Origin of the sequence: Tychonema sp. LEGE 06208 (assembly GCF_015207505.1) — a bacterium.
Taxonomy (GTDB): Bacteria; Cyanobacteriota; Cyanobacteriia; order Cyanobacteriales; family Microcoleaceae; genus Microcoleus.
Map to the genome: position 1 here is coordinate 86,085 of NZ_JADEWT010000006.1, position 21,924 is coordinate 108,008.

Consider the following 21,924-nt stretch of genomic DNA (forward strand, 5'->3'; position numbering starts at 1 on the left):
ATTGGGTGAATTAGAAAATCTCTATATAGCCTTTATCAAAAAAGTGAGGTATGCCCGGTTTGCCCTATGCCCGGTTTGGCCGGTTTGGCCGGTTTGGCCGGTTTGGCCTATGCCCGACAGTACCTCATATGAGAGCTTGAAAGGCTATATACAGCAATTAAATGCCTATATAATCGAGGCATTGCAGATAGGGCGATCGAGAGAATTATTGAACTATAGAGCAATTAAAAATGGCTGAATCACTAACAAAAGGAGGAACGATCGCAGCGATCGCCACCGCCATAGTTCCCCAACAAGGCAGCGTCGCCATTGTGCGACTTTCCGGTGCTGCAGCCTTAAAAATTGCGGAAACTCTGTTTCGCGCCCCAGGACAGCAAATTTGGGAGTCTCACCGCATTCTTTACGGCCACATCCGCCACCCAAAAACTCAAGAATTAGTTGATGAAGCTTTGCTGTTAATCATGAAAGCGCCGCGTTCTTTCACCCGCGAAGATGTGGTGGAATTTCACTGTCACGGCGGGATTATGGCCGTCCAGCAAGTCTTGCAGTTGTGTTTGGAAAGCGGGGCGAGATTGGCGCAGCCGGGAGAGTTTTCGCTGCGGGCTTTTTTGAACGGGAGGCTCGATTTAACTCAGGCTGAAAGTATTTCAGATTTGGTGGGAGCAAAATCTCCCGCTGCTGCACAAAGTGCTTTAGCCCTTTTGCAGGGAAAATTAGCCCAGCCAATTCGCAAATTAAGAACAACTTGTTTGGATTTGCTGGCAGAAATTGAGGCGAGAATTGATTTTGAGGAAGATTTGCCGCCTTTAGATGAAGCTAAAACTTATTTGGAAATAAAGCTTGTTTTGGCGGAATTGTCAACAATTTTGACGACGGCGGATCGCGGTGAATTGTTGAGAACCGGTTTGAAAGTGGCGATTGTGGGGCGGCCGAATGTGGGAAAGTCGAGTTTGTTGAATGCTTGGAGTAAGTGCGATCGGGCGATCGTCACAGATTTGCCCGGTACGACGCGGGATGTGGTAGAATCGCAGCTAGTTGTGGGCGGCATTCCGGTGCAGGTGCTCGATACTGCGGGCATTCGAGAAACTGAAGACAAGGTAGAAAAAATTGGCGTAGAGCGATCGCGCGCAGCAGCAAAACAAGCCGATTTAGTATTATTGACAATTGACGCAGAATCTGGTTGGACAGAGGGCGATTCCGAAATTTACGAACAAGTAAAGCACCGCCAGCTAATTATAATCATCAACAAAATCGACCTAGTAAAAACCATCCCCGAACTACCTTTTTCCTCGGAAATTCACCCTACAGTCACCGCATCTGCCGCCCTAGATCGAGGCATAGAAGACTTAGAAACAGCCATCTTAGATGCCGTCAGCCACGGAAATTTGCAAGCAGCAAACTCCGATTTAGCAATCAATCAGCGGCAAGCAGCAGCCTTAACCAAAGCCAAAATTTCTCTGGAACAGTGCACGGATACTATTAGCAACAAATTGCCTTTAGATTTTTGGACAATAGATTTGCGCGGTGCAATTCAAGCCTTGGGGGAAGTTACGGGCGAAGAAGTGACAGAATCAGTGCTAGACAGAATATTTAGCAAGTTTTGCATTGGGAAATAGCAATGGTAAAAGAGTAAATTGAATAGGTAAGCTGTCTCGCATTTAAGTTGTATTTTTAGGGCGCACCCGACACCCCACAATAATTTAACTCTTTGTGGAAAGGGTGCAAGATGTTAATTTCATCAAACTTGACTCTAAAATTTAGATGCGCCTGGACTCAGTAAAGCCATACTACTGACAAATAACAACTAACAACTGACAACTGACTAAAATTCACGATCGCGGTCTTCCCAGAGTAGTAATATAAAGCACGGCCTCGCTTGTAGGAATACCGAGAACGTCATTCACGCGATCGTCAAAAAAGCCCGCGATACCGCTAACACCCAAACGCAGTTGAACCGCTGCTAAATTCAACCGCTGGCCCAAATGACCCGCATCCATGTGCAAATAGCGGTAAACCCGATCGCCATATTTTGCTACAGCCCTGTTCAAATCCGCCGTGTGAAACAATAGCGCCCCCGCATCTCGGCCCAAATCTTGCCCCAAACACAAAAAATGCAACTCCCTGCGGAAATTTTTAAACCGAATTTGCCGCAATTCTTGAGCTTTCGGAGCATAATAATAACAGCCTTCCTCCAACCCGTGCACTCCCGAAACAGCAATAAAAGTCTCGATCAAACTCAGATCGAAATAATCGGGATAACCGTCTAATCCTTGGTCGATATAGTGCTGCGGCTGGTAAGTAAAATCGAGCAAAGCTAACAGTTCGCCCAAGCTCAAAGAAGCACCAGTATAAGCGCGGGTAGAACGCCTTTTGAGGATAGTTGTTTCTAAAGTTTCCAGATTCACTCCCCAAGGAATCGAAGGAGTTACCGTAGAAACTTTAGTACAAAATGGAAAGTTGTATTTATCCTCTAAATCACCTTCATTTTCATCAAATTTCCAGCCATCCGTTCCGGTGGGGTCTGAGTCTAACTGTGTCGCTTTGTGGAGGTATCCCAACAGTTGACCTTCGGAAATTTTAGGATAATCTGTTGTGGTGTTTCCGGGCAAAGCTGTTTTGAATTTGGGCAAATTTTGGTCGATATCTAGCAAGTCGGCTAACGCAACTACACAAATCGCTCCTTCTTGCTCCGAGTCGATGTACAGTAATTCATTGATAGCTGCATCGGCGAATCCTCCAATCAAGTGAGGTCGGTAATCGTTGATGGCGCAAGCTAACTCGATATTGCTCAATAAATGACCGGTGTCGAGGAAAATTCTGCGGTAAGCCCGGTCTTCGTAACGCCAAGAAGAACGGAAGAAAATAGTAGTAATCGCGATCGCCAGTTGGGTATTTTCGAGCGCCGGCGATCCGAAACAAGCAGCTTGCAGCCCCGACCAAACTTCACTGTTCCAAAAATGAACGAGTGAATGAGTTCTGCACTGATAGTTGTAGAGTCCGGCGGGCAAATGTGGCGTGCCGCGGGAGATTAAATAAACCTCTGCAGGGTACAGCCCGCCCGCCGACGGTGCGGATCGCAAATACAGATAGCTCTCATCTAGCGTCTGCACCTTCGCAGTCAACCCGTAGCTGCACAGCAACAAGCTCGACAAGCGGTGCCACCAACCGGCATCAGCCGCGGCATCGCGATCGTCCGAGGGGTCTTTTATATAGGGCTTTAGGTCAAAATACGCACCAATTTTATATTCTTTGAACGGCACTGGTTGCTCTGTCCAATCTAGCTGTCTGCTTTTGGCAGCAAGGGTTTCAGGGTCATATTTCGTCCGCTCGTGGTAGTGCTCAGCCATAGAAAGAGGAAGTTCTGGCATATTTCAGTAGAGAATGGGCTTTGGTTTGTCGATCGATCTTGAGATTACTGACTGGTTACTGACCGAGCCAGCCAGAAATTTACAAATATAAAAAAAATCTTAGAAAAAATGCGCTCGTTGTTACACAAGCTTAACATAAGAGAATGCTTAGGTATAAATACGCAAACAGTAATAGCCCTTTATTATCGTTATGGACTGGCTACAATAGCTGTCCTCATAAAGAGATGAATATGCAAAAGCTAAGCGCTGAGCAATTGTTAGCTCAGTATTCTGAAGGCAAGCGAAATTTTGACGCAGTTGACCTAAGTGAACATAATTTATTCCAAGCAGATTTAGCAGAAATCAACCTTTCTGGTAGCGTTTTGAGGCGAACTTATTTGCCCTACGGAAATCTGACTCAAGCCAATCTTTGTCAAACACAGTTGCAGGATGCTGAATTGGGCGACATTCAGCTTTATCAAGCAAACTTGTCAGAAGCTAATTTGTCAGGAGCAAATTTATCAAGAGCTAATTTACGCCACGCTAATTTGCAAGGTGCTAATTTGCAGAAAGCTAATTTACAAGGTGCGGATTTGTACAATGCCGATTTGAGCAATGCCGATTTGAGATATGCTGATTTGAGCAGGACTAATTTGGAGAAAACCAAGTTAACTAAAGCTCAATTGGCTGGGTGCAACTTATTTCGATCGCGCTTGGCAGATTTGTCGGAAGCTGAGTGCGATCGCACTACCATCAGCCCCGAAGGATATTGATGATTTCCAGCGCTGCGGGCGATCGGCTTCATTAGTCGTGAAGCGTAGCTATCCCGAGCCGGAATCGCCCTTTTTAAAATTTATTAACATTTCTCGACACGGCGGAAAATGTGAGTTACAGTCGTAGAGAACTTATCGCTTTGCAACATTGACAATAAATAACACATTTTTTCAGTGGAAAATAAGAGATAATTTATGAATTTTCCCGACAAAACAGCCAGAGAACTTCGGCACAAAAAACAAAATTTGCGGAGGCGCGAACAAGAAATTTGGCTCCGCGAACTAGAAGCCGAAATCGACCGCTCAGTGCCAGAACATCTAACACGCAAGTACGAAGAATCCGATAGCCAAGTTAACGGCAAACTCAAACAGTGGCGCAGAAAAATCCTAGCCGTAGCTCAATTTACAGGCATTGTCATTGCTGTTGTCGTTGCAGTTCGCATCGCATCTTGGCTGGCAACTACGCTGATAGTTGGATTCATTGCTTTGAGCGCTTACAAAATGTTTATTGAAGAAGATATAAATTGAAAGTTCCCAGCCGTAAAATATCAGGAAATACCCATGAACCTTAAAGTAGAAACCAGCAGTTTTCTCAACGATTTAGAGCGAGTAGCCGCCGTCCGCCGAGAAATTGCAGGTCGCCTCAGCAACATCGCAACAGCCATCAACCAATCAGAATTAACAGCAGCGGAAGCATCAGGAAAACTAGGTTTAGAAACAGACAACGCGGACATTGATATCGCCAGTAAAAACTTGCGCCAAGGAGTCTTTCGGCTGCTAGTGCTAGGCGACATGAAACGCGGTAAAAGCACTTTTCTCAATGCGTTAATCGGCGAAAATTTACTACCGAGTGACGTAAATCCCTGTACAGCTTTGCTGACGATTTTGCGCTACGGTTCAGAAAAAAAAGTTACCGTTTATTTCAATGACGGCAAAAGCCCAAAACAGCTAGATTTTAAAAGTTTTAAACAGAACTACACAATTGACCCCGCTGAAGCTAAACGCCTAGAAGAAGAAAAGAAACCAGCATTTCCCGATATCGATTGCGCCGTAGTAGAATATCCCTTACCTTTGCTAGAAAAAGGCATAGAAATAGTAGACAGTCCCGGACTGAACGATACAGAAGCCCGCAATGAATTATCTCTGGGTTACATCAACAACTGCCACGCTATTTTGTTTGTGCTCAGGGCAACTCAGCCTTGCACAATGGGTGAAAGACGTTATTTAGAAAATTACATCAAAAATCGCGGATTGAGCATTTTCTTTCTGATTAATGCTTGGGATCAGGTGCGGGAAAGTTTGATTGACCCAGACGATCCTGAAGAATTGGCAGAAGCCGAAGGGAAACTGCGGCGGGTTTTTCAAGCTAATTTGGCTGAATATTGTTTGACAGAAGGACACGATATTTACGAGGAGCGAGTGTTTCCAATTACCTCAATTAAGGCGCTCAGGTTGCGGATTAAAAACCCGGATGCGGATTTAGCAGGAACTGGTTTTCCCGAGTTTATGGCGGCACTGAATACGTTTTTGACGCAGGAAAGGGCGATTTCTGAACTGCGTCCGGCGAGGACTTTGGCGCGTCAAATTTCTGCTCGCGTCCGCGAAGCTGTTGGGCGGCGATTACCATTGCTCGATCGCGATGTCAATGAGTTGAAGGAAAAGATTAATTCAGTTGAGCCGGAGTTTAAAAAACTGACTCAGATTCGCGAAGAATTTCAACAAGAAATTATCGGAGTTAGAGATAGTAAATCGCGGGCGATCGCCGATTATTTCCGCATCTACGTTCTCAACTTAGAAAATACCTTTGAAACAGACTTTTTGCGGTATCAACCCGAGCTGAAATTTCTGGATTTCTTCAGCCAAGACAAGCGAGAAGCCTTTGAAGCATCGCTCAGACGAGCATTCGAGCAGTACATCAACGACAAACTAGCAGCTTGGACTCTCACGGCTGAACAAGAGATGAATTCAGCATTTTCGCAGCTATCGCAAAGTGCGGCAAATTACGGAGCATCTTACACGAAAGTGACTGAAAAAATCACCGAAAAACTGACCGGGCAAAAGATACCTGCAGCAGTCAGCAACTCAAACGAAGATAACTCGCCAGCTTGGGCAAAATGGGCGATGGGATTGTTTTCGTTAACGACAGGAAACCTGGCGGGCGTAGCAATGGCAGGAGCGGGTTTTGACTGGAAAAATATCCTGCTCAACTTAATTACTGTGTTGGGAGTCAGTACGATTTTTGCTGGTTTTACCGGGATTGTTTTGGGGCCGCTGTACTTGGCTTTGTTGGGGATGGGTGTTGGGGTTTTGCAGGCAGACGGAGCTCATAAACAGTTGGTGAAAGCAGCGAAAAAAGAGTTGGTGAAATATCTGCCGCAGGTTGCTCAGGAGCAGTGGCAGCCGATTCACGATGCTGTGAAAGAGTGTTTTGATGTTTACGGACGGGAAGTGGGCGATCGCATGAATGCTGATATTAATTCTCGGAAATCTGAGTTAGATAATTTGCTGGAACAAAAGGAATCTCGCGAGATTAATTGTCAGGCTGAATCGCAGCGGTTGAAAAAATTGGATGCTGATGTTTCTGCCGAGTCGCAGAGTATTGAATCGCTATATCAAGGTTTCCTAGCCTCCGCTAAATGAAAGAAAAAAACAATATGCAACAACCCGAAACTTATCAAGATTTAACTAACAATCTCAAATCAGCACTCGGCATCCTCGAACTCGACAAAAACTCCCAACTTTACCGAGATACCACCTCAATCTGCGACTATCTCGCCAAACCAACTTTTCAAATTGCTGTCTTTGGCCCGTTTAATTACGGCAAGTCAACTTTGCTGAATGCAATGCTTGGAAATCGTGCTTTGCCGATCGACCTCGTGCCCACTACAGGTGCTGCCATTTATGTCAACTACGGCGAGGAATTGCACGCAAAAATTACCCTGAAAGATGGCACGGAAGTTAGCGAACCGGGGACTGATGTGTTGAAACGCTACGCCATCCTTGACGACGCGAGACAAATGCGGGATGATGTGGCGGCAGTGAATGTTTACTGCCCCCATCCCTTCCTGAAAACGGGTGTGGAATTGCTGGATTTGCCGGGAACCAACGATCGCGAAGAACAGGATAATTTGGTTCGCGATAAATTGCTAACGGCTGATTTAGTTGTGCAGGTTTTAGATGCTCGCAAATTGATGACTTTAGGCGAACGAGAGAACTTAAGAGATTGGTTGAGCGATCGCAACATCAACACAGTCGTCTTTGTTGCCAATTTTCTCAATCTACTCGAACCAGACGACCAAAAACAAGTTTACAATCGCTTGTTGTTTGTTGCCGAAAGTTTTCGCTCGAACTTGCCGAACAATATCAGCAATATCTACCGCGTCGATGCTTTGCCGGCTTTGAGGGCGAGGCTGAAAGGAGATGTGGCGGCCGCCCAAACTACAGGAATTGCCACGTTTGAATCGGCTTTGCAAAGTATTGTGGCAGCTCAACAGGAACAACTAGCAGTTAAGTTGCCCAGAATTGAAGCTATAGCTAATAAAATTTGCCAATCTCTCCGAGCCAAAGCTGAAACTGTCGCTGCAGAAATAGTCGCAGCTCAAAAAAAGCACAAAGACAAAATTGAAATTAAACAAAAAGCCGAAAAACTGATATCAAAAGGCTTTCAAGCCAGCGTTTCCGATTTCGAGATTTGGCTTTACCAGCCCACACTTTTGCAGCGGTATCAATCGGAAATGGCGGTGTCGCTCCAGGAAGGAAGTTTTGATGCGTGGAAGCTAAAATTTCAGCGAGAGGTCTTACATCAGCAGCAAAGCATCGCAGAATGGGTAAATAAAGCTTGCGAATTCTTTGATAAAGAACAGCCGATCGCGCTTTTGATTTCGTTTCCTCCATCCCCGCAAGTCTCTTTACCGGAGCCGCCGCCACCTCCACCTCAAAAGTCGAACGAGGGCGAAGTGGCTCCAGTGGCGATCGCCACAGGCTTAGGTTGGCTATTGGGCGGGCCTGTGGGAGCCGCAGTAGTCGGCGGTGCTAGCTATATTTTGAATAAAAGAACTGGGTATGAAAAGCCGCCTGAATCGTCAGAAGCTTATCTCAATCAAGTAACGGAAATTTGCAGCGAGGCTGCTAAAAACTATCTCGCTCGCTTCAGCACCGATACTTTTTCCATGCTGCAACACTACAAGGAAATCGCCGGAAAAGTTATCTGTTTTCAAGACAGCAAAGAGCCACTACAGACAAATATTCAGCAATATCAGATACAGTTAATCAATAATTTGTTAGAAAATATCGAATCCTGCCTTCAAATGACTAAATCTGTAATTAACGGCAAATGATCCGAACCGACATTGCGGCCAGTACGAATCTTCAAAACACCAATTTCTTTGCTGACTAAAAAGTGATCGATCGGAATATAAGCCAGTGGCATAAAAGTCGGCCAAGTCGGTAAAATGCCAAAGCTCGATCGCGCATTTCGCAAATTTCCGGTTTTTACCATATTTTTGTAGAAAGGCGACCACATTGTGGTATTTAAATCCCCAACCACAATCAGCGGATTTTTGATTTGGGCTGCATACTCGCCGATGCCTGCTAGCTGTTTATTGCGATCGATAAAACTCTCCTGTTTGATCGGCACAGTCGGATGAGCAAGAATCAGAGAAATGATTTTACCTTGAAATCTCACCTCTGTAAACAAGCTCTTTCTTCGCTTTGAAAAAGCTTTAATAGAAGCATTTTCTAAAGGCAGCTTGCTGTATATTGCACTGCCAAATCTCTCAGATTCTTGCAGGTTGGAAGAGTAAGGAAAAATCTCGCTTAAAACTGCTAACTCTTTTGCCCAAACTGTGCTGACTTCGACAAAAACCGCGATATCAGGTTGTTCTGCTTTAACCAGCGATATCACCTCAGAATAGCGTCGGTTACTCGTTAAAACATTTGAATGCAAAATCCGCAAGTTGTGTGCGCTAGTTGCTCCTGCAAATGCTGGCGCTGGAAAGTACCAAGGAACAATTTCAGCCAAATTAACGATCGTGCAAAATGCGCTCACCAACAACCATCTTTTTGGGGAGCGCACCAGAGCGAAAAATATCAAAGTAGAGAAACCAACCAGCAGATATTGTACTTTAAAATGAGAACTCAATTCAAAAAAAATGTTAGTTATTCTCAAATAACCGACTATTGAAAATAGGGCATTTACACTTGCTGCGATAATAAACCATTTTAAAATTACGTGCTTCAAGCTAATGTTTTTGTTGTTGCTGCTGTACATCACCGCCCATTTGAGCTTGATTTTAAGGTCGTTAGTAATCGGCAATTTATCAATTTCTGTTACCAGTTGTTCTTCCTGTTCCAACTCTCGCCGCTTTTGATAAAATCTCACCCCCAAGCCATCTACCACAAAATAACTCACAGAATTGGCAACAAATCCTGCAAATACCAACACACCTAAACCGATCAGCATACCAAAGGAACCGCCGACTTTGACCAAACCCGACCAAACGGCTGCATCACCTGTTTTTCCTGTAGCTAATATGGCGATAAAGAGCATTAAAGTCGGCAATCCGATAGTGATTGTATTTCTGATTAATCTGTCCATTATACAATTTTATATTTTAGATTTTAGAGGGGGATGAATGATGCAATTTCTATAGTCATCACTACGGACTGGTTGACTTAATAACGGCTTGAAAAAATAAAGAGACTCCTTAATTCTCATATATTTCTAATGGTAAGTTGTCGGGGTCTCGGAAAAATGTAAACCTTTTTTCGGTAATTTCGTCAAGGCGAATTTCTTCTACTTCTACTTGTTGGGATTTTAAGTAAGCAACTGATGCTTCTATGTTCTCAACTGCAAAAGCTAAATGTCTCAAGCCACAGGCTTCAGGATTGTTAATTCTTTCAGGAGGATGGGAAAATGAGAAAAGCTCGATGGTGTCGCCATTTCCGACTCGCAAATCTAGTTTGTAAGAATTTCTCTCGGTTCGGAAAGTTTCTTTGATAATGGAACATCCCAATACTTCTACATAAAATTTCTTCGACGCTTCGTAATCCGAGCAAATAATCGCCACATGATGTATTGCCTTTATTTTCATCTGAAAAAAGTTAGTTAGTTGGGTTTTTCTGAGATGTTGCACCATTCTCAATAAGCTTTTATGAACAGGCTCTCCGGCCTGTTCCACAAAGAGTAAATTTTCTTGTGGAACAGGCCGGAGAGCCTGTTAAGCGAGAATAGTGCAAGATGCGAGGTTTTTTCAAATGCACAGCACGCTATTAACCAATTATATTTGACGATCGCAGACTCGGCGACAAACCCTGCGACATTCAGGGCGATCGACCTTTATTTTCCCCCGTCCAAATCTTAATTGAAAAATTTCTGCAAAAAAAAGCACCCTACTTGATAAGATGAGAGTTTTGCAGTCAATCACCCAATTTGCATCTCAGGAGACAAGCATTATGGCCCGTATGTATTACGACACCGACGCTAACCTAGACCTGTTAGCCAACAAAACAATTGCTATCATTGGCTACGGTTCCCAAGGACACGCCCACGCCCTCAACCTCAAAGACAGCGGTATGAATGTCGTTGTCGGCTTGTATCCCGGTAGCAAATCTGCAGCCAAAGCAACCGAGGCGGGTTTAACAGTTCACCCGGTAGACAAAGCAGCCGCCGCCGCTGACTTCATCATGATTTTATTACCCGATGAAGTTCAAAAAACTATTTACAAAGAACAAATCGAACCGAATCTTTCCGAAGGAAATGTTTTAGCATTTGCTCACGGTTTTAACATTCACTTCGGCCAAGTTGTGCCCCCAGCCAACGTAGACGTAGTAATGGTAGCCCCCAAAGGCCCCGGACATTTGGTGCGCCGGACTTACGAACAAGGGGAAGGCGTTCCGAGTTTGTTTGCAGTATATCAAGATGCTTCCGGTCAAGCGCGCGATCGGGCAATGGCCTATGCTAAAGGTATTGGCGGCACCAGAGCCGGCATCCTGGAAACCACTTTCCGCGAAGAAACAGAAACCGATCTTTTTGGCGAACAAGTAGTTTTGTGCGGCGGTTTGAGCGCCTTAATTAAAGCTGGATTTGAAACCTTAGTTGACGCTGGATATCAACCAGAATTAGCTTATTTTGAATGTTTGCACGAAGTTAAACTTATCGTTGACTTAGTAGTAGAAGGAGGCCTAGCCAAAATGCGCGACAGCATCTCCAATACCGCAGAATACGGCGATTTAACTCGCGGCCCCCGCATTGTCACCGATGACACCCGCGCCGAAATGCGGAAAATTCTCAGCGAAATTCAATCCGGCCAATTTGCTCGCGAATTCGTTCTCGAAAACCAAGCCGGCAAACCTGGTTTTACTTCCATGCGCCGTCAAGAAGCAGAGCATCCCATTGAAGAAGTTGGCAAAGATTTGCGAGCTATGTTTAGCTGGTTGAAAAAGCAAGCCTAATCGATTGTAAATTTGAGATTCTTCGGCTTTGCTCCGAACAAGTTTGAGATTTTAGATTGTTCGTTCAATCTAAAATCTGAACTGCTAACTAACCGTAGGATGCGGAGTAAAATTGCTCGTTGCTCGTTACCAGGCTCTGCCTGGTAATGCAGGTGCGGAGACTCTGCCTCTCTCTACCTTGTCGTTTTTGGAGAGAGAGGAGTGTGACAGATGTTTAAGTTATTGATTTTTAGTTTTTTACAAAAAAGTGGCTAGATATTGTTAAAGAAACCTGGTTTGTCGCTGGTAGCTCCAAACTATCTACTGGGAGTAGGACTTTTTTGCAATTTCTCAATCTGCTGTTCCCTTTGCTCGTTGAAATCTCTCGGTCTCAGCCAATTGGGCCACAACCCGACGAAGAAATTTCTACTGGCGACGCTGGTATCTCTTATCGGTTTGGGCAGAAAAGTTAAACTGTCACCGTAAAGGGTAAACAGGACTATAAACAAAAGCAACAGCGGAATAACATTTTTTTTAGGCATGGCAGTTTGGGAGTGGAGTTTGTGAAAGCGCTTTGTTATATTTTGCCCTGGTACGGACAAAATATATCAGCAACGGCTCAAGAAAAATAGACCTCAGCAGTTTCGGAGACGGCAATACCGTTTCCCCTACCCCAAAATAATCAATTTTCGTCGATTAAAGATGTAACGATTCCGGGATTAATTGTAGGGAAATAGCGCGTGCAGTTTCCTGATGGTTCGACACTTCGGCGAGGTTTAGGTGCAACGTTTAACAGTTAACATCATTCCGAACCAACCGAAAACGATCTAACAAGTTATTAGCAAAAATCGAAGTGGTGGGAAATAGTTTGTGGGTGCATTTTTGTTAATTAGCTGACAAAAAAACATAAAACTAATCAAGTGACACGCGAGAGTGTGGAAGAGTAATCCCATATCTTAAATTGTTTTCATACACAGGGCATACCTCAATAAATATTAAAATATAGTGAGCATACATGGTGGAATTTTAGTGAATGATAGAAATCTACGTTAAATAATTGGTGACTGATAATTCAACCCTATATCTTTTACAATCCCCTCAAGCCTTGGCTTTTGATTTTTGATATTCCTAGCTTAAAAGCCGGATTTCTAGAACTATTAAATATGATGAATAAATGTTGTGGATATACAACATTAGACTCTGGATCGAGTTGGTATGCCGTTGTTTTATTTTATCCAGAGTGATGAAAGAGCGCTAGTTTCGGAGCGCGACGACTTTTCCTAGTTTCCGGCATCTGAGCGTAAATCCATCCCTCCTGTGTTTCAAAAATCCGTCTTTGTGCTGAAGCTACGGCCCTTTGGCGATCTAGAATATGTAAGTTAGTGCTTACATTAATTAAGATGAGTAGAACGAATCGAAGTGCAGCGGAAACGCGCGATCGCCTGTTGAAAGCGGCGATTGAAGTTTTCTCTACAGAAGGCTACGTTGGAGCGACAACTCGTGAAATTGCTCGTGTTGCAGATGTGAGTGAAGTCACTTTATTTCGCCGCTTTCAGAGCAAAGAGCAAGTGTTGAGTGCGGTTGCCCACCACATTACAGCATTGCGGACGGAGGCGTTGGCGCATCAAGACGAATGGACTTATGACCTACGCCGCGATCTCCTGCATTATGCAAACCTCCACGACGATATGTTGGAGGAGTACGAAGCTCTATTTCGGATGTTTATTGGTGAAGCTCACCGGCATCCGACAGAAGCACTGGAGGTGCTTCAGCAATCATTTTTACCGCTGCGTGAAAAACTAATTTCCTATCTACAAACCTGTGTTCAACGCGGCAGTGTTTGTCCGAATGTTGACCTGTCACTGGCAGTGGATCAATTGACTGGAATGCTGCTGTCTGGTATGATTCGCCGCCATGTTTTTCAAGTAAACCGGGGCTACAGCCGTAAGCAATACATCGAAGGGTGCGTGGATTTATTTGTGCGGGGAGTCAGCACAGCAGCGTCTTCTGTAAGTCGTACTCCGTCTCCAGAATGAAGACTCCTGACAATTTTCCTATGAATTTGGCATTTTCCGATTGAAGCACCCTAACCCGTTGCGGTGGTGGGAAGCACCAGCCTCGCGTGCGATCGCAGAAGTAGAGACGAAAGATGGAACGCCCTCAAATACAGAGTCAATCAACTGAGCCAGATTCTATGGATATTCGGGCTTTTACCGAGTTGGAAGAGTCTGAGCCTCAAGACCAACAAAACGCTCAACAAAACGCTCAACAAAAGCGAGCAAAACCATTAAAAAAATTGAAACAATCTACCTATGATGCAGCCGGGTACGTGCAGGGACCGCTCAAGTGGGCGATCGCCCTGACGGCTTCTCTGGGAGCCATTCTAGAAGTCATTGATACCAGCATTGTGAACGTTGCTTTAACAGATATGCAGGCGACATTAGGCGCAACCGTGACCGAAATTGCTTGGGTAGTAACGGGTTACGCGATCGCCAACGTTGTGATGATTCCGCTCTCAGCCTGGTTGGGGGACTTATTCGGCAAGAAAACCTACTTTGTCTTTTCCATGATCGGGTTCACAGCAGCCTCGATGTTATGCGGTTTATCCATCAACCTGCCGATGTTAGTGGTAGCTCGGATTCTTCAAGGCTTCTGCGGAGGCGGACTGTTGGCAAAAGCGCAAGCGATTCTGTTTGAAACTTTTCCCCCTGCGGAACAGGGATTAGCGCAGTCGGTGTTTGGGGTTGGGGTGATTGCAGGTCCGGCTATTGGTCCCACGCTAGGCGGCTATCTGACCGATACGTTAGGCTGGCGCTGGATTTTCTTTATCAATTTGCCAGTCGGCATTGTGGCTGTCATCATGGCGATCGTCTTTCTCCGACCAGACTCGAAGCAACACGGACGGAGCCAGCAGAAAGTAGACTGGACAGGAATTGTACTGCTGTGTATTGCGGTAGGTAGTTTGCAAGGATTTTTGGAAGAAGGGGAAAAAGAAAACTGGTTTGAATCCGGTTTCATTACGCTCCTGGCGTTTGTGGCGGTTGTGGGGCTGTTTCTGTTCATCTGGCGAGAACTCAGCACCAAAGCACCAGCAGTTGACTTGCGGGTTCTGCGGCATAAATCCCTGGCAGCCGGTAGCCTTTACTCTGGTATTTTGGGCATGGGGTTGTACGGAGCCTTGTTTGCTGTACCGCTGTTTGCTCAAGGCGTGCTGCACTTTTCGGCAACGCAAACCGGATTTCTACTCGCTCCTGGAGCTTTAGCGTCCGCCATCATAATGGTTTTATTGGGCAAAATTTCGACTAAGGTGGATGCCCGCATTTTAATTGCGCTGGGAGCCTGTGGAACGGCAGCCGTGATGTTTGAGCTGGCAAAAATCACGCCCCAAACCGGAACTGATAATTTGTTTTGGCCCCTAATCTGGCGCGGTGCAACTACGGTTTTGATGTTCCTGCCCCTAAGTTTGGCAACATTGGGTTCCATCCCCAAAGAAGATGTATCGGCTGGCTCCGGCTTCTATAACTTGACTCGTCAGCTCGGCGGTAGTATTGGCATTGCCATTCTGACCTCATTGCTGGCTCAACGAGAGGCTTTTCATCGAGCCATTTTGTTGGCAAAGTTAACGCCTTACGATCCAGAAACAACGGAGCGGCTCAGTGCACTCATTGGTTTGTTTCAGAGTCGCGGTTCTGATGCCGCAACCGCCGAACAACAAGCCCTCGCCGCGCTCTCCCAATTAGTCAATACGCAGGCAGCCGTTCTATCCTACGCAGACATTTTTCGCTTTGTCGGCATTGTCTTTCTCTGTTCGCTGCCATTGCTGCTGTTTCTCGGCAAGGGAGGCGCTGGAGCCAAAGTACCTGCTGCTCACTAATTGCTTGATTTTAAGCAAAGTGCTGTATCAATTCCACTTGTACCGTCAGGTGATTGTTGATTGTTGATTGTTGATTGTTGACTGTTGACTGTTGACTGTTGACTGTTAGTTGTTAGTTGTTAGTTGTTAGTTGTTAGTTGTTATTGGGAATTGAGAATTGGAAATGGGGAATTCGTAGCAAGTAACCAATAACCAATAACCAATAACCAATAACCAATAACCAATAACCAATAACCAATAACCAATAACCAATAACCAATAACCAATAACTAATAACCAATAACCAATAACCAATAACCAATAACCAACAACCAATAACTAATAACCAATAACCAATAACTACTGACTACTGACCACTGACTACTGACTACTGACTACTTATTCCCTTGAATGAAAGTTTGCACGACTGCATTAGTTTCTGGGGGAATTTCTGTTATTAGGCGCACCGGAATTGCGTTTGTTGAGGCAAATTGCGCGTATTCTGGGGTTAAAAAGATAGCATATTTGTCGGCTTCTGCTGTTAGTTGAGCGGCCATTGCCAAACTGATAACTTTAATATAATTGCGTATGCTCGCGGCTTGGTCGCCGACAAGTTCATCGCCGGTAATTACTGTGCTCGGCCTCCCAACTTGGTCTAAGGTTGTACTCGGATCTTTGACGCTTAAGTGGGTTCCTCCTACAAATCCGACTAGCCATTTGGGTGAGGGAATTTTTGGGAAGCCGGCAATTTGTTCGACTAAGGCGGGTGTTGTTTTGTCTGCTGAAGATGCTACTATTAATGTGGGAATCTTAATTTTACTTAAGCCTGTTTCTCCAAATAGTAATGATGTTGTGGGATTCATGACGATCGCCCTTTTAATCCTCGCATCCCGCAATTGATACCGTTCTTCGGGCAATCCCGCCGCCGCGCACTGAATCCCTTCGCCCAAGCTAAACCCAATCAAATCGCCCTGACAGCGCTGTTTGAGCCCGCTCAATTGCAGTTCGGCACCCGCTACGGACAAGGCTGTGGCGCCGCCGAAGGAATAGCCAACTATCATCGATCGGTCGATCGCGATTTTCCCCCGTAAGTTATCATCAGTTTGGTTCAATTTTGCTAGTTCGTCGAGCACAAAACTGATGTCTTTGGGACGCTCTAAAAACTCTTGAGGAGCTAATAACCGAGACTTACCCGCAATCGCAGCATTGGTGTTCGTTTCGTTGCTTCCCGGATGTTCTAAAGCAGCCACCACATAGCCGTAAGACGCTAAATGCTCGGCCAAATAGCGCAAATCCGTGCGGACAGAACCCAAACCGTGAGAAAAGACGATCGTTGGTTTGTCAGCCGTCGCAGCTTTCGACCAGTAGACATCAACCGGAATGCGCCGATTGCGGGCGCTGTCGTTCAAATCTAGCTTCAATACCTGCACCGAATTGGGGCCCGGTAGGCTAGGGTCGAAAGGCAGGTTAAGCGCCGGTTTAACGGCTGCTAACTGAGGTGCGATCGCCGCCATAAACCGCTGAGTTTGCCAAAAACCCGCGTTCAAATTTCCCAAAACCGAGAAAGCTCGATCGAGATCCACGACTACCCGCGAGCTCGGATAAGATTCTATAAAACTCAGTACCGATAAGCCTTCCGGCGCGTTCGCACCCAACACCAAAGCCGCTCGCAGCGCTTCGACACCAGCACCGTCGCGCCTCGGTATGACTGTCGTCAAATCAGTCAGGATCGCACTCCCGATGCGCGTATTTAGCAAGTTGCTCAAACCGACTACATTGAGGGGAATTTTCGCTGTTAGCGCGCCAAAAATTTGACCGCGCTGTGAGTCAGACAGCAAATCGGCGTATGTTTGCAGTTTTTTGGGTACTTTTCCGGTTTTTGCGAGTTCGCGCAAATCCGCAACCGATATTGACGATTCTAAAATACCTTTGCGGAGAACAACGGTTTCTGCAGCTTTTGCAGAGGATGTGACGCTGCTGAAAGTGCCGATCGCGATCGCGCTACAAACACTCACCATTGACGAAAACCATCTGAAATGGGGTCTAATGCTCATTTTTATTTGATTCAACTAGAAACAATATCACTATATTCTCAGAAGTCTCTCAGATACCGAAAAATTGCCTCAGATGTCGAGAAATTGTGCTGAAGTCCGCTCTAATTTTTGTATAATTTTTTGTATTAGTGCGATCGGCTTTGCTCGAAGGGCTTCCATCACCGAAAGCCAGCGAGGACGATCGCACAGCGTTAAGGCCAAACACAGATGATCCCATTACACTAGACCTTTTGTACTCAATCGCACACAAGATCGAAAGCATCTGCGTCCATCAGTATTTATCAGCTTAAAATCTGCGGTTAACCGGCTCTATAGAATATTTATCCAACTCAAGTATACTTTGCTTGTCGCTGCTAATTCCATACACTTGATATCGGCCAGCAAGCGAGAGTAAATCCGCTGTAAAAATAGACTCTCTTGCATTTTAACCGCAGATGAATGCAGGTCGATCAGACGATCTGCAGTTAAAATATTACTTAAGATTTAGGGAAATAAACCACAAGCATCGAAAGATCTTGATGAGCGCGGGCGATCGATTCCGGTTCTTTAAGAGTTCCCGGTTGTTCCCACAAATTCTGCGACTGATAAATTGTTGGTAAAATCAGCAAATCATGTTCTAACAACTGCTGCGAAACCTGCTTGACAAAATTTCCCCGCACCCGATTTATCGGTATCTCAGAAAGAATTTCTATCTTAGTGGCACTTTTGTTAGCTTGTTCGCGTTTTGTCGCCACCAACAATACTTGTAAACTCGCCTTAAGTTCCTGGGCCAAACTCTTAGCAATATCCACGGTTTCCGCAAATCCAAACCGAGTCAAATCGCTGTCAGTTATCGCTAAAATAACTCTGGCTGTATTTTGGATAGGATGGGGAAATCGAGCAATCAGTACCGGTACGGGCGATCGCCTCACTATATTATCAATGATGCTGCCAAAAAAATTGTCGCGAGTCGTGGAAAATCCCTTCCAACCGCAAACAATTAAACTAGCCTCGCGTTCGGTTGCGCTCCGCAGAATTCCGCGATCGATCGCATCATCTATCCTCGCGATCGGTTCCACCGCACAATCAGCGGCGTTAGCGACAGTTTCCGCAGCCCTCAAAAGTTGAGTTTGCTGCATTTTCTGTGCCGGCGAAATTGGTTCCCCGCGATCGGACAAAATATGCAGAGGTAGCAAAATTCCCTGGGATGTTTTAGCTAAAATCAAAGCCAAACGCAGCAAATTATCTTCCGTATTCGGGTTAGCAACAGGTACTAAAACTCGATCTCCCCATGAATGCTTTCCCGAAGTAGCAGCCGGTAAACTTGACTCCGGCTCCTGCATTTGTTGACCCCACCGAGATACAATCCAAGGAGAAGCGACACAAGTTACTAAAATCATGAAAATGATCCCGTTCACCACTACGCGATCGACCAATTCAATGTTAAAAGCAACCGTAATTGCAGCCAAAGTAGAAGCAGCTTGAGCAGCAGAAAGACCAAACATTACCATAATGTTGGGAAACTTAAAACCAAAGATTTTCCCCGGTATCCAAGCTGCCAAAAACTTGCTCACCAATTCTGCTAAAATTATCACCCCCGCCACCAACAAAGACTGCGGCTGCTTCACCAAAATTAGCGGATCGATCAACATCCCCACAGAAATCAGAAAAAACGGCACAAACAGCGTATTCCCAATAAACTCAATCCGATTCATCAGCGGACTCATTTTGGGGATGATTTGAGTAATGGCAATTCCCGATAAAAACGCACCAATAATTGGCTCAATTTGAATCATTTCGGCTGCGTAAGAAACCAAAAACAGCGTAGCCAGTACAAACATAAATTCGGCGTTTTCGTCGTGACCAAATTTCTTAAAAAACCAGCGGCCGATTTTGGGGACTCCCCACAAAGTAGCAAAAGTGTAAATAGCAAGAGATGGAATTAGAAACAGCCAAAAATCGAGAGTCAGATTTCCTTTGTGAGCTTTAACAACAATTGCCAGCACCAACAGTCCCAAGACATTTGTAATTAAAGTCCCGCCCAAAGTCGCAGTAATAGTCTGAGTTCGCATCAATCCCAATTTTGTCAAAATTGGTAGGGCTAAAAGCGTGTGGGTAGCTAAACAAGAAGCGACTAAAATTGAAGCAAGCAAGCTATACCCCAACAGCAGCATTGCTCCAGTCCCCAATATCATCGGTAGGGCAAAAGTAGCCAGGCCAAATATGATAGCTTTGTCAGCATTTAGTTTGAGGTCATCAAGGCTAGTTTCCAGTCCCGCTAGGAACATCAAAAACAGCAATCCTACAGTACCTAACAAAACAATAGTAGCGTCTCGTTGCAGCAAATTGAGACCGTTGGGGCCGACAATTACGCCAGCAATAATCAAACCGACTATTCCCGGCAATCGCAAGCGCTCAAATACTAGAGGGGCGATTAGCATGATTGCTAAAAGAACCAGAAAAACGGGAACTGGAGCGGTAATTGGCCCGGAAGCTAGCATAAATTTTTATCCTACATATTCGCACAGAATTGCTACTAATTTTTCCCTAAAAACTCTAAATATTTATCAATCTAAAGAGGGATTTTGGAAAAATTGCAGTTGTTATTGTTGATAACTACAATTGACCGGAATTGACTCGGTTTTTTAGCAAAATATCGGTTTGTAGTGAGGACTTTAGTCTTTATCTAAATCCAAGGACTTTAGTCCTCACTACAAACCTATTGAAAATTCAAAACTGGGAAAGGTTTTGCTGCTTCCATCTGCGCCGCCAAAGCAATTAAAGTTGCTTCCGCTGCCGGCCGCCCGATAATTTGAATGCCCACGGGTAAACCGTTATCATCTAAAATTGCCGGAAGTGCGATCGCAGGCAAACCGCTAGCATTAAATGGCGGACAAGGAGCAACCCAATTAATAATCCGCTGCAAAGTTTCCTCACAACTCAAATCAGCCCACTCGCCGATGCCAATTGGCGAGTGCATATAAGTCGGTAAAACTAAGACATCAAAATTTTCAAAGAATCCCACAATCCGCCGTGAAATAACCTGCATTTGATTCACCGCCCGCAGATATTCTCCCGCAGAAACAGTTCTTTCCAACAACCAGCGATTCATCGGTTCCAAAACTTTGCTGGGAATGCCGCTTGCACCCGCCCCAGACTGCCAAATTACTGTAAAGGGTTCGATTAAACCCGTAAAATCAGGGCATCCCGGTTCGACATCGTGACCCAAATCTGCCAATAATTTTACGGTATCGAGCACCGCTTGCTGACACACAGGCGCTGCCTCACCGACGGGAGCAATATTGGTAGAAAAAGCAATTCGCAGCTTGCCCAATTTTTCACTGGCAGACTCTAGAAACGTGGGATTTGGGTCTGGTAGCCAGTACGGATCGCCGGTTGTGTACCCTGACATTACATCCAAAAGTGCGGCCGCGTCAGCCACGGTACGCGCTAGAGGGCCGTTGGCAGAAATGCCGCTTAGGTAGTCTCCGACTGGTGCCCAGGAAACTCGCCCGCGCGATGGTTTGATGCCGACTAAACCGCAGGCGGAAGCTGGGCCTCGGATCGAACCGCCGCCGTCTGAACCTTGGGCGATCGCGCACAAACCGGCCGCTACAGCCGCTGCTGAGCCGCCGCTGGAACCTCCGGGCGTGTAGCCTAAATTCCAGGGATTGCGCGCGGGTCGGAAACCTGGGGGCTCGGTGTAAGGCAATGAGCCTATTTGAGAGGTTGCTGTTTTGCCCAGAATGTTAAATCCGGCTGCTTTGATCCGCCAGACTACTGACTCGTTGTAGGGAGATATGTTACCGTGCAGTGCCTGAACTCCGTAAGTACAGGGAATGTCGGCAACTGGTGTCAAGTCTTTGATGGCGATCGGCACTCCGAAAAACGGTGGCAATTCCTCTGACTTGTTTAAGCCTGCTAGGTGTTCGGTTTGCGCTGTCGCTAGTTCGATCGCCCGATCGGCCGTTACTGTAAAATAACTACCAAGCTGATGGTTTAATCGATCGATCCGTTCCAAGTACAGATTTACAATTTCTAGAGGCGATACTTCCCGATCGCGGATCGACTTCGCTAATTCCAGGGCTGGAGTAAAAGCCCGATCGACAGAATTCATCGGTTTAAGTCCTTAACGGCTTTATTGAGTATCAATTTATACTTACTTGGCAGGTAAAAATGTGGGCTGGAAAAAAATATTTCCCATGTCAAAAATCCATATTCGATAGTAGCTCGATTTGACTCGCATCCTGCAAGGGGCAGAATATTTCCTTACGGGTGCAACGCCGTGTGCTCTTCTTTTGGGATAGACTGATCGGAATAGTCCAGCTTTTGTGCAAGAGACGCTCTTCGGGCGATCGGCATTGTGCCACTTCCACAAATCCTCTGTTCGAGTCAGCCTTCTCAGCAAACCAAGGTAGCGCATATGACACAACAGCACCCGCCAGCACCTCGCCCGCCCCTACCCGGAGCACCCCCACCTCCAGGGC

The 21,924-nt window shown here is 45.6% G+C and carries 16 protein-coding genes; 8 read left to right on the forward strand and 8 right to left on the reverse strand.

Annotation, left to right across the window (positions count from 1 at the left end):
* Window positions 1-230: 230 nt before the first annotated feature.
* Window positions 231-1,616 carry a tRNA uridine-5-carboxymethylaminomethyl(34) synthesis GTPase MnmE gene (gene mnmE, locus IQ263_RS03035; RefSeq protein ID WP_194066115.1) on the forward strand — a complete coding sequence of 462 codons (1,386 nt, stop codon included), beginning with the start codon at window positions 231-233 and terminating at the stop codon, window positions 1,614-1,616.
* A 213-nt stretch (window positions 1,617-1,829) separates the two neighbouring features.
* On the opposite strand, the gene IQ263_RS03040 is transcribed toward mnmE, so the two are convergent.
* The gene (locus IQ263_RS03040; RefSeq protein ID WP_194066116.1) at window positions 1,830-3,368 is read right to left on the reverse strand and encodes a SagB/ThcOx family dehydrogenase; all 1,539 of its coding nucleotides are present in this window, start codon (window positions 3,366-3,368) and stop codon (window positions 1,830-1,832) included.
* Between the two features lie 230 nt (window positions 3,369-3,598).
* Between IQ263_RS03040 and IQ263_RS03045 the strand changes: the two genes are divergently transcribed.
* The 4 genes from IQ263_RS03045 (at window position 3,599) to IQ263_RS03060 (ending at window position 8,457) form a co-directional block, all read left to right on the forward strand.
* Window positions 3,599-4,120 carry a pentapeptide repeat-containing protein gene (locus IQ263_RS03045; protein WP_194066117.1) on the forward strand — a complete coding sequence of 174 codons (522 nt, stop codon included), beginning with the start codon at window positions 3,599-3,601 and terminating at the stop codon, window positions 4,118-4,120.
* Window positions 4,121-4,315: 195 nt separating this feature from the next.
* Complete coding sequence (locus IQ263_RS03050; protein WP_194066118.1) at window positions 4,316-4,648, forward strand: hypothetical protein; 333 nt, start codon at window positions 4,316-4,318, stop codon at window positions 4,646-4,648.
* A gap of 33 nt (window positions 4,649-4,681) precedes the next feature.
* Window positions 4,682-6,760 (forward strand): dynamin family protein, encoded by a 2,079-nt coding sequence (locus IQ263_RS03055; protein WP_194066119.1) that lies wholly within the window; start codon window positions 4,682-4,684, stop codon window positions 6,758-6,760.
* Between the two features lie 14 nt (window positions 6,761-6,774).
* Window positions 6,775-8,457, forward strand: coding sequence for a dynamin family protein (locus IQ263_RS03060; protein WP_194066120.1), 1,683 nt, complete (start codon window positions 6,775-6,777; stop codon window positions 8,455-8,457).
* On the opposite strand, the gene IQ263_RS03065 is transcribed toward IQ263_RS03060, so the two are convergent.
* Both IQ263_RS03065 and gloA2 read right to left on the reverse strand, forming a co-directional pair.
* On the reverse strand, window positions 8,424-9,716 hold the full coding sequence (locus IQ263_RS03065; RefSeq protein ID WP_194066121.1) for an endonuclease/exonuclease/phosphatase family protein: 1,293 nt from the start codon (window positions 9,714-9,716) through the stop codon (window positions 8,424-8,426). The two genes, IQ263_RS03060 and IQ263_RS03065, sit on opposite strands and share 34 nt — an antisense overlap.
* 109 nt (window positions 9,717-9,825) lie before the next feature.
* Window positions 9,826-10,212, reverse strand: coding sequence for an SMU1112c/YaeR family gloxylase I-like metalloprotein (gene gloA2, locus IQ263_RS03070; RefSeq protein WP_194066122.1), 387 nt, complete (start codon window positions 10,210-10,212; stop codon window positions 9,826-9,828).
* A 310-nt stretch (window positions 10,213-10,522) separates the two neighbouring features.
* Between gloA2 and ilvC the strand changes: the two genes are divergently transcribed.
* Window positions 10,523-11,572, forward strand: coding sequence for a ketol-acid reductoisomerase (gene ilvC / locus IQ263_RS03075; RefSeq protein ID WP_194066123.1), 1,050 nt, complete (start codon window positions 10,523-10,525; stop codon window positions 11,570-11,572).
* A 296-nt stretch (window positions 11,573-11,868) separates the two neighbouring features.
* Here the strand turns inward: ilvC and IQ263_RS03080 are convergent, their stop codons facing one another.
* Window positions 11,869-12,093, reverse strand: coding sequence for a hypothetical protein (locus tag IQ263_RS03080; protein ID WP_194066124.1), 225 nt, complete (start codon window positions 12,091-12,093; stop codon window positions 11,869-11,871).
* Window positions 12,094-12,951: 858 nt separating this feature from the next.
* Between IQ263_RS03080 and IQ263_RS03085 the strand changes: the two genes are divergently transcribed.
* Both IQ263_RS03085 and IQ263_RS03090 read left to right on the forward strand, forming a co-directional pair.
* Complete coding sequence (locus IQ263_RS03085) at window positions 12,952-13,587, forward strand: TetR/AcrR family transcriptional regulator (RefSeq protein WP_194066125.1); 636 nt, start codon at window positions 12,952-12,954, stop codon at window positions 13,585-13,587.
* A 158-nt stretch (window positions 13,588-13,745) separates the two neighbouring features.
* Entirely contained in the window at window positions 13,746-15,425 is a 1,680-nt protein-coding gene (locus tag IQ263_RS03090) for a DHA2 family efflux MFS transporter permease subunit (protein WP_228049758.1), read from the forward strand.
* A 133-nt stretch (window positions 15,426-15,558) separates the two neighbouring features.
* Here IQ263_RS03090 and IQ263_RS29710 read toward each other — a convergent pair whose 3' ends face one another.
* The 4 genes from IQ263_RS29710 to IQ263_RS03105 form a co-directional block, all read right to left on the reverse strand.
* Window positions 15,559-15,762, reverse strand: coding sequence for a hypothetical protein (locus IQ263_RS29710; RefSeq protein WP_370588936.1), 204 nt, complete (start codon window positions 15,760-15,762; stop codon window positions 15,559-15,561).
* A gap of 37 nt (window positions 15,763-15,799) precedes the next feature.
* Entirely contained in the window at window positions 15,800-17,458 is a 1,659-nt protein-coding gene (locus IQ263_RS03095; RefSeq protein WP_194066126.1) for an alpha/beta hydrolase, read from the reverse strand.
* A gap of 476 nt (window positions 17,459-17,934) precedes the next feature.
* A complete protein-coding gene (locus tag IQ263_RS03100; protein WP_194066127.1) occupies window positions 17,935-19,938 on the reverse strand; it encodes a cation:proton antiporter domain-containing protein in 2,004 nt (667 codons plus the stop codon).
* A 218-nt stretch (window positions 19,939-20,156) separates the two neighbouring features.
* On the reverse strand, window positions 20,157-21,554 hold the full coding sequence (locus tag IQ263_RS03105; RefSeq protein WP_194066128.1) for an amidase: 1,398 nt from the start codon (window positions 21,552-21,554) through the stop codon (window positions 20,157-20,159).
* Window positions 21,555-21,924 lie beyond the last annotated feature (370 nt).

Bases quoted from the DNA above. Each gene is read 5' to 3' on its own strand.
- mnmE (WP_194066115.1), top strand. From the start codon at position 231: ATGGCTGAATCACTAACAAAAGGAGGAACGATCGCAGCGATCGCCACC.
- IQ263_RS03040 (WP_194066116.1), bottom strand. From the start codon at position 3,368: ATGCCAGAACTTCCTCTTTCTATGGCTGAGCACTACCACGAGCGGACG.
- IQ263_RS03045 (WP_194066117.1), top strand. From the start codon at position 3,599: ATGCAAAAGCTAAGCGCTGAGCAATTGTTAGCTCAGTATTCTGAAGGC.
- IQ263_RS03050 (WP_194066118.1), top strand. From the start codon at position 4,316: ATGAATTTTCCCGACAAAACAGCCAGAGAACTTCGGCACAAAAAACAA.
- IQ263_RS03055 (WP_194066119.1), top strand. From the start codon at position 4,682: ATGAACCTTAAAGTAGAAACCAGCAGTTTTCTCAACGATTTAGAGCGA.
- IQ263_RS03060 (WP_194066120.1), top strand. From the start codon at position 6,775: ATGCAACAACCCGAAACTTATCAAGATTTAACTAACAATCTCAAATCA.
- IQ263_RS03065 (WP_194066121.1), bottom strand. From the start codon at position 9,716: ATGGACAGATTAATCAGAAATACAATCACTATCGGATTGCCGACTTTA.
- gloA2 (WP_194066122.1), bottom strand. From the start codon at position 10,212: ATGAAAATAAAGGCAATACATCATGTGGCGATTATTTGCTCGGATTAC.
- ilvC (WP_194066123.1), top strand. From the start codon at position 10,523: ATGAGAGTTTTGCAGTCAATCACCCAATTTGCATCTCAGGAGACAAGC.
- IQ263_RS03080 (WP_194066124.1), bottom strand. From the start codon at position 12,093: ATGCCTAAAAAAAATGTTATTCCGCTGTTGCTTTTGTTTATAGTCCTG.
- IQ263_RS03085 (WP_194066125.1), top strand. From the start codon at position 12,952: ATGAGTAGAACGAATCGAAGTGCAGCGGAAACGCGCGATCGCCTGTTG.
- IQ263_RS03090 (WP_228049758.1), top strand. From the start codon at position 13,746: ATGGATATTCGGGCTTTTACCGAGTTGGAAGAGTCTGAGCCTCAAGAC.
- IQ263_RS03095 (WP_194066126.1), bottom strand. From the start codon at position 17,458: ATGAGCATTAGACCCCATTTCAGATGGTTTTCGTCAATGGTGAGTGTT.
- IQ263_RS03100 (WP_194066127.1), bottom strand. From the start codon at position 19,938: ATGCTAGCTTCCGGGCCAATTACCGCTCCAGTTCCCGTTTTTCTGGTT.
- IQ263_RS03105 (WP_194066128.1), bottom strand. From the start codon at position 21,554: ATGAATTCTGTCGATCGGGCTTTTACTCCAGCCCTGGAATTAGCGAAG.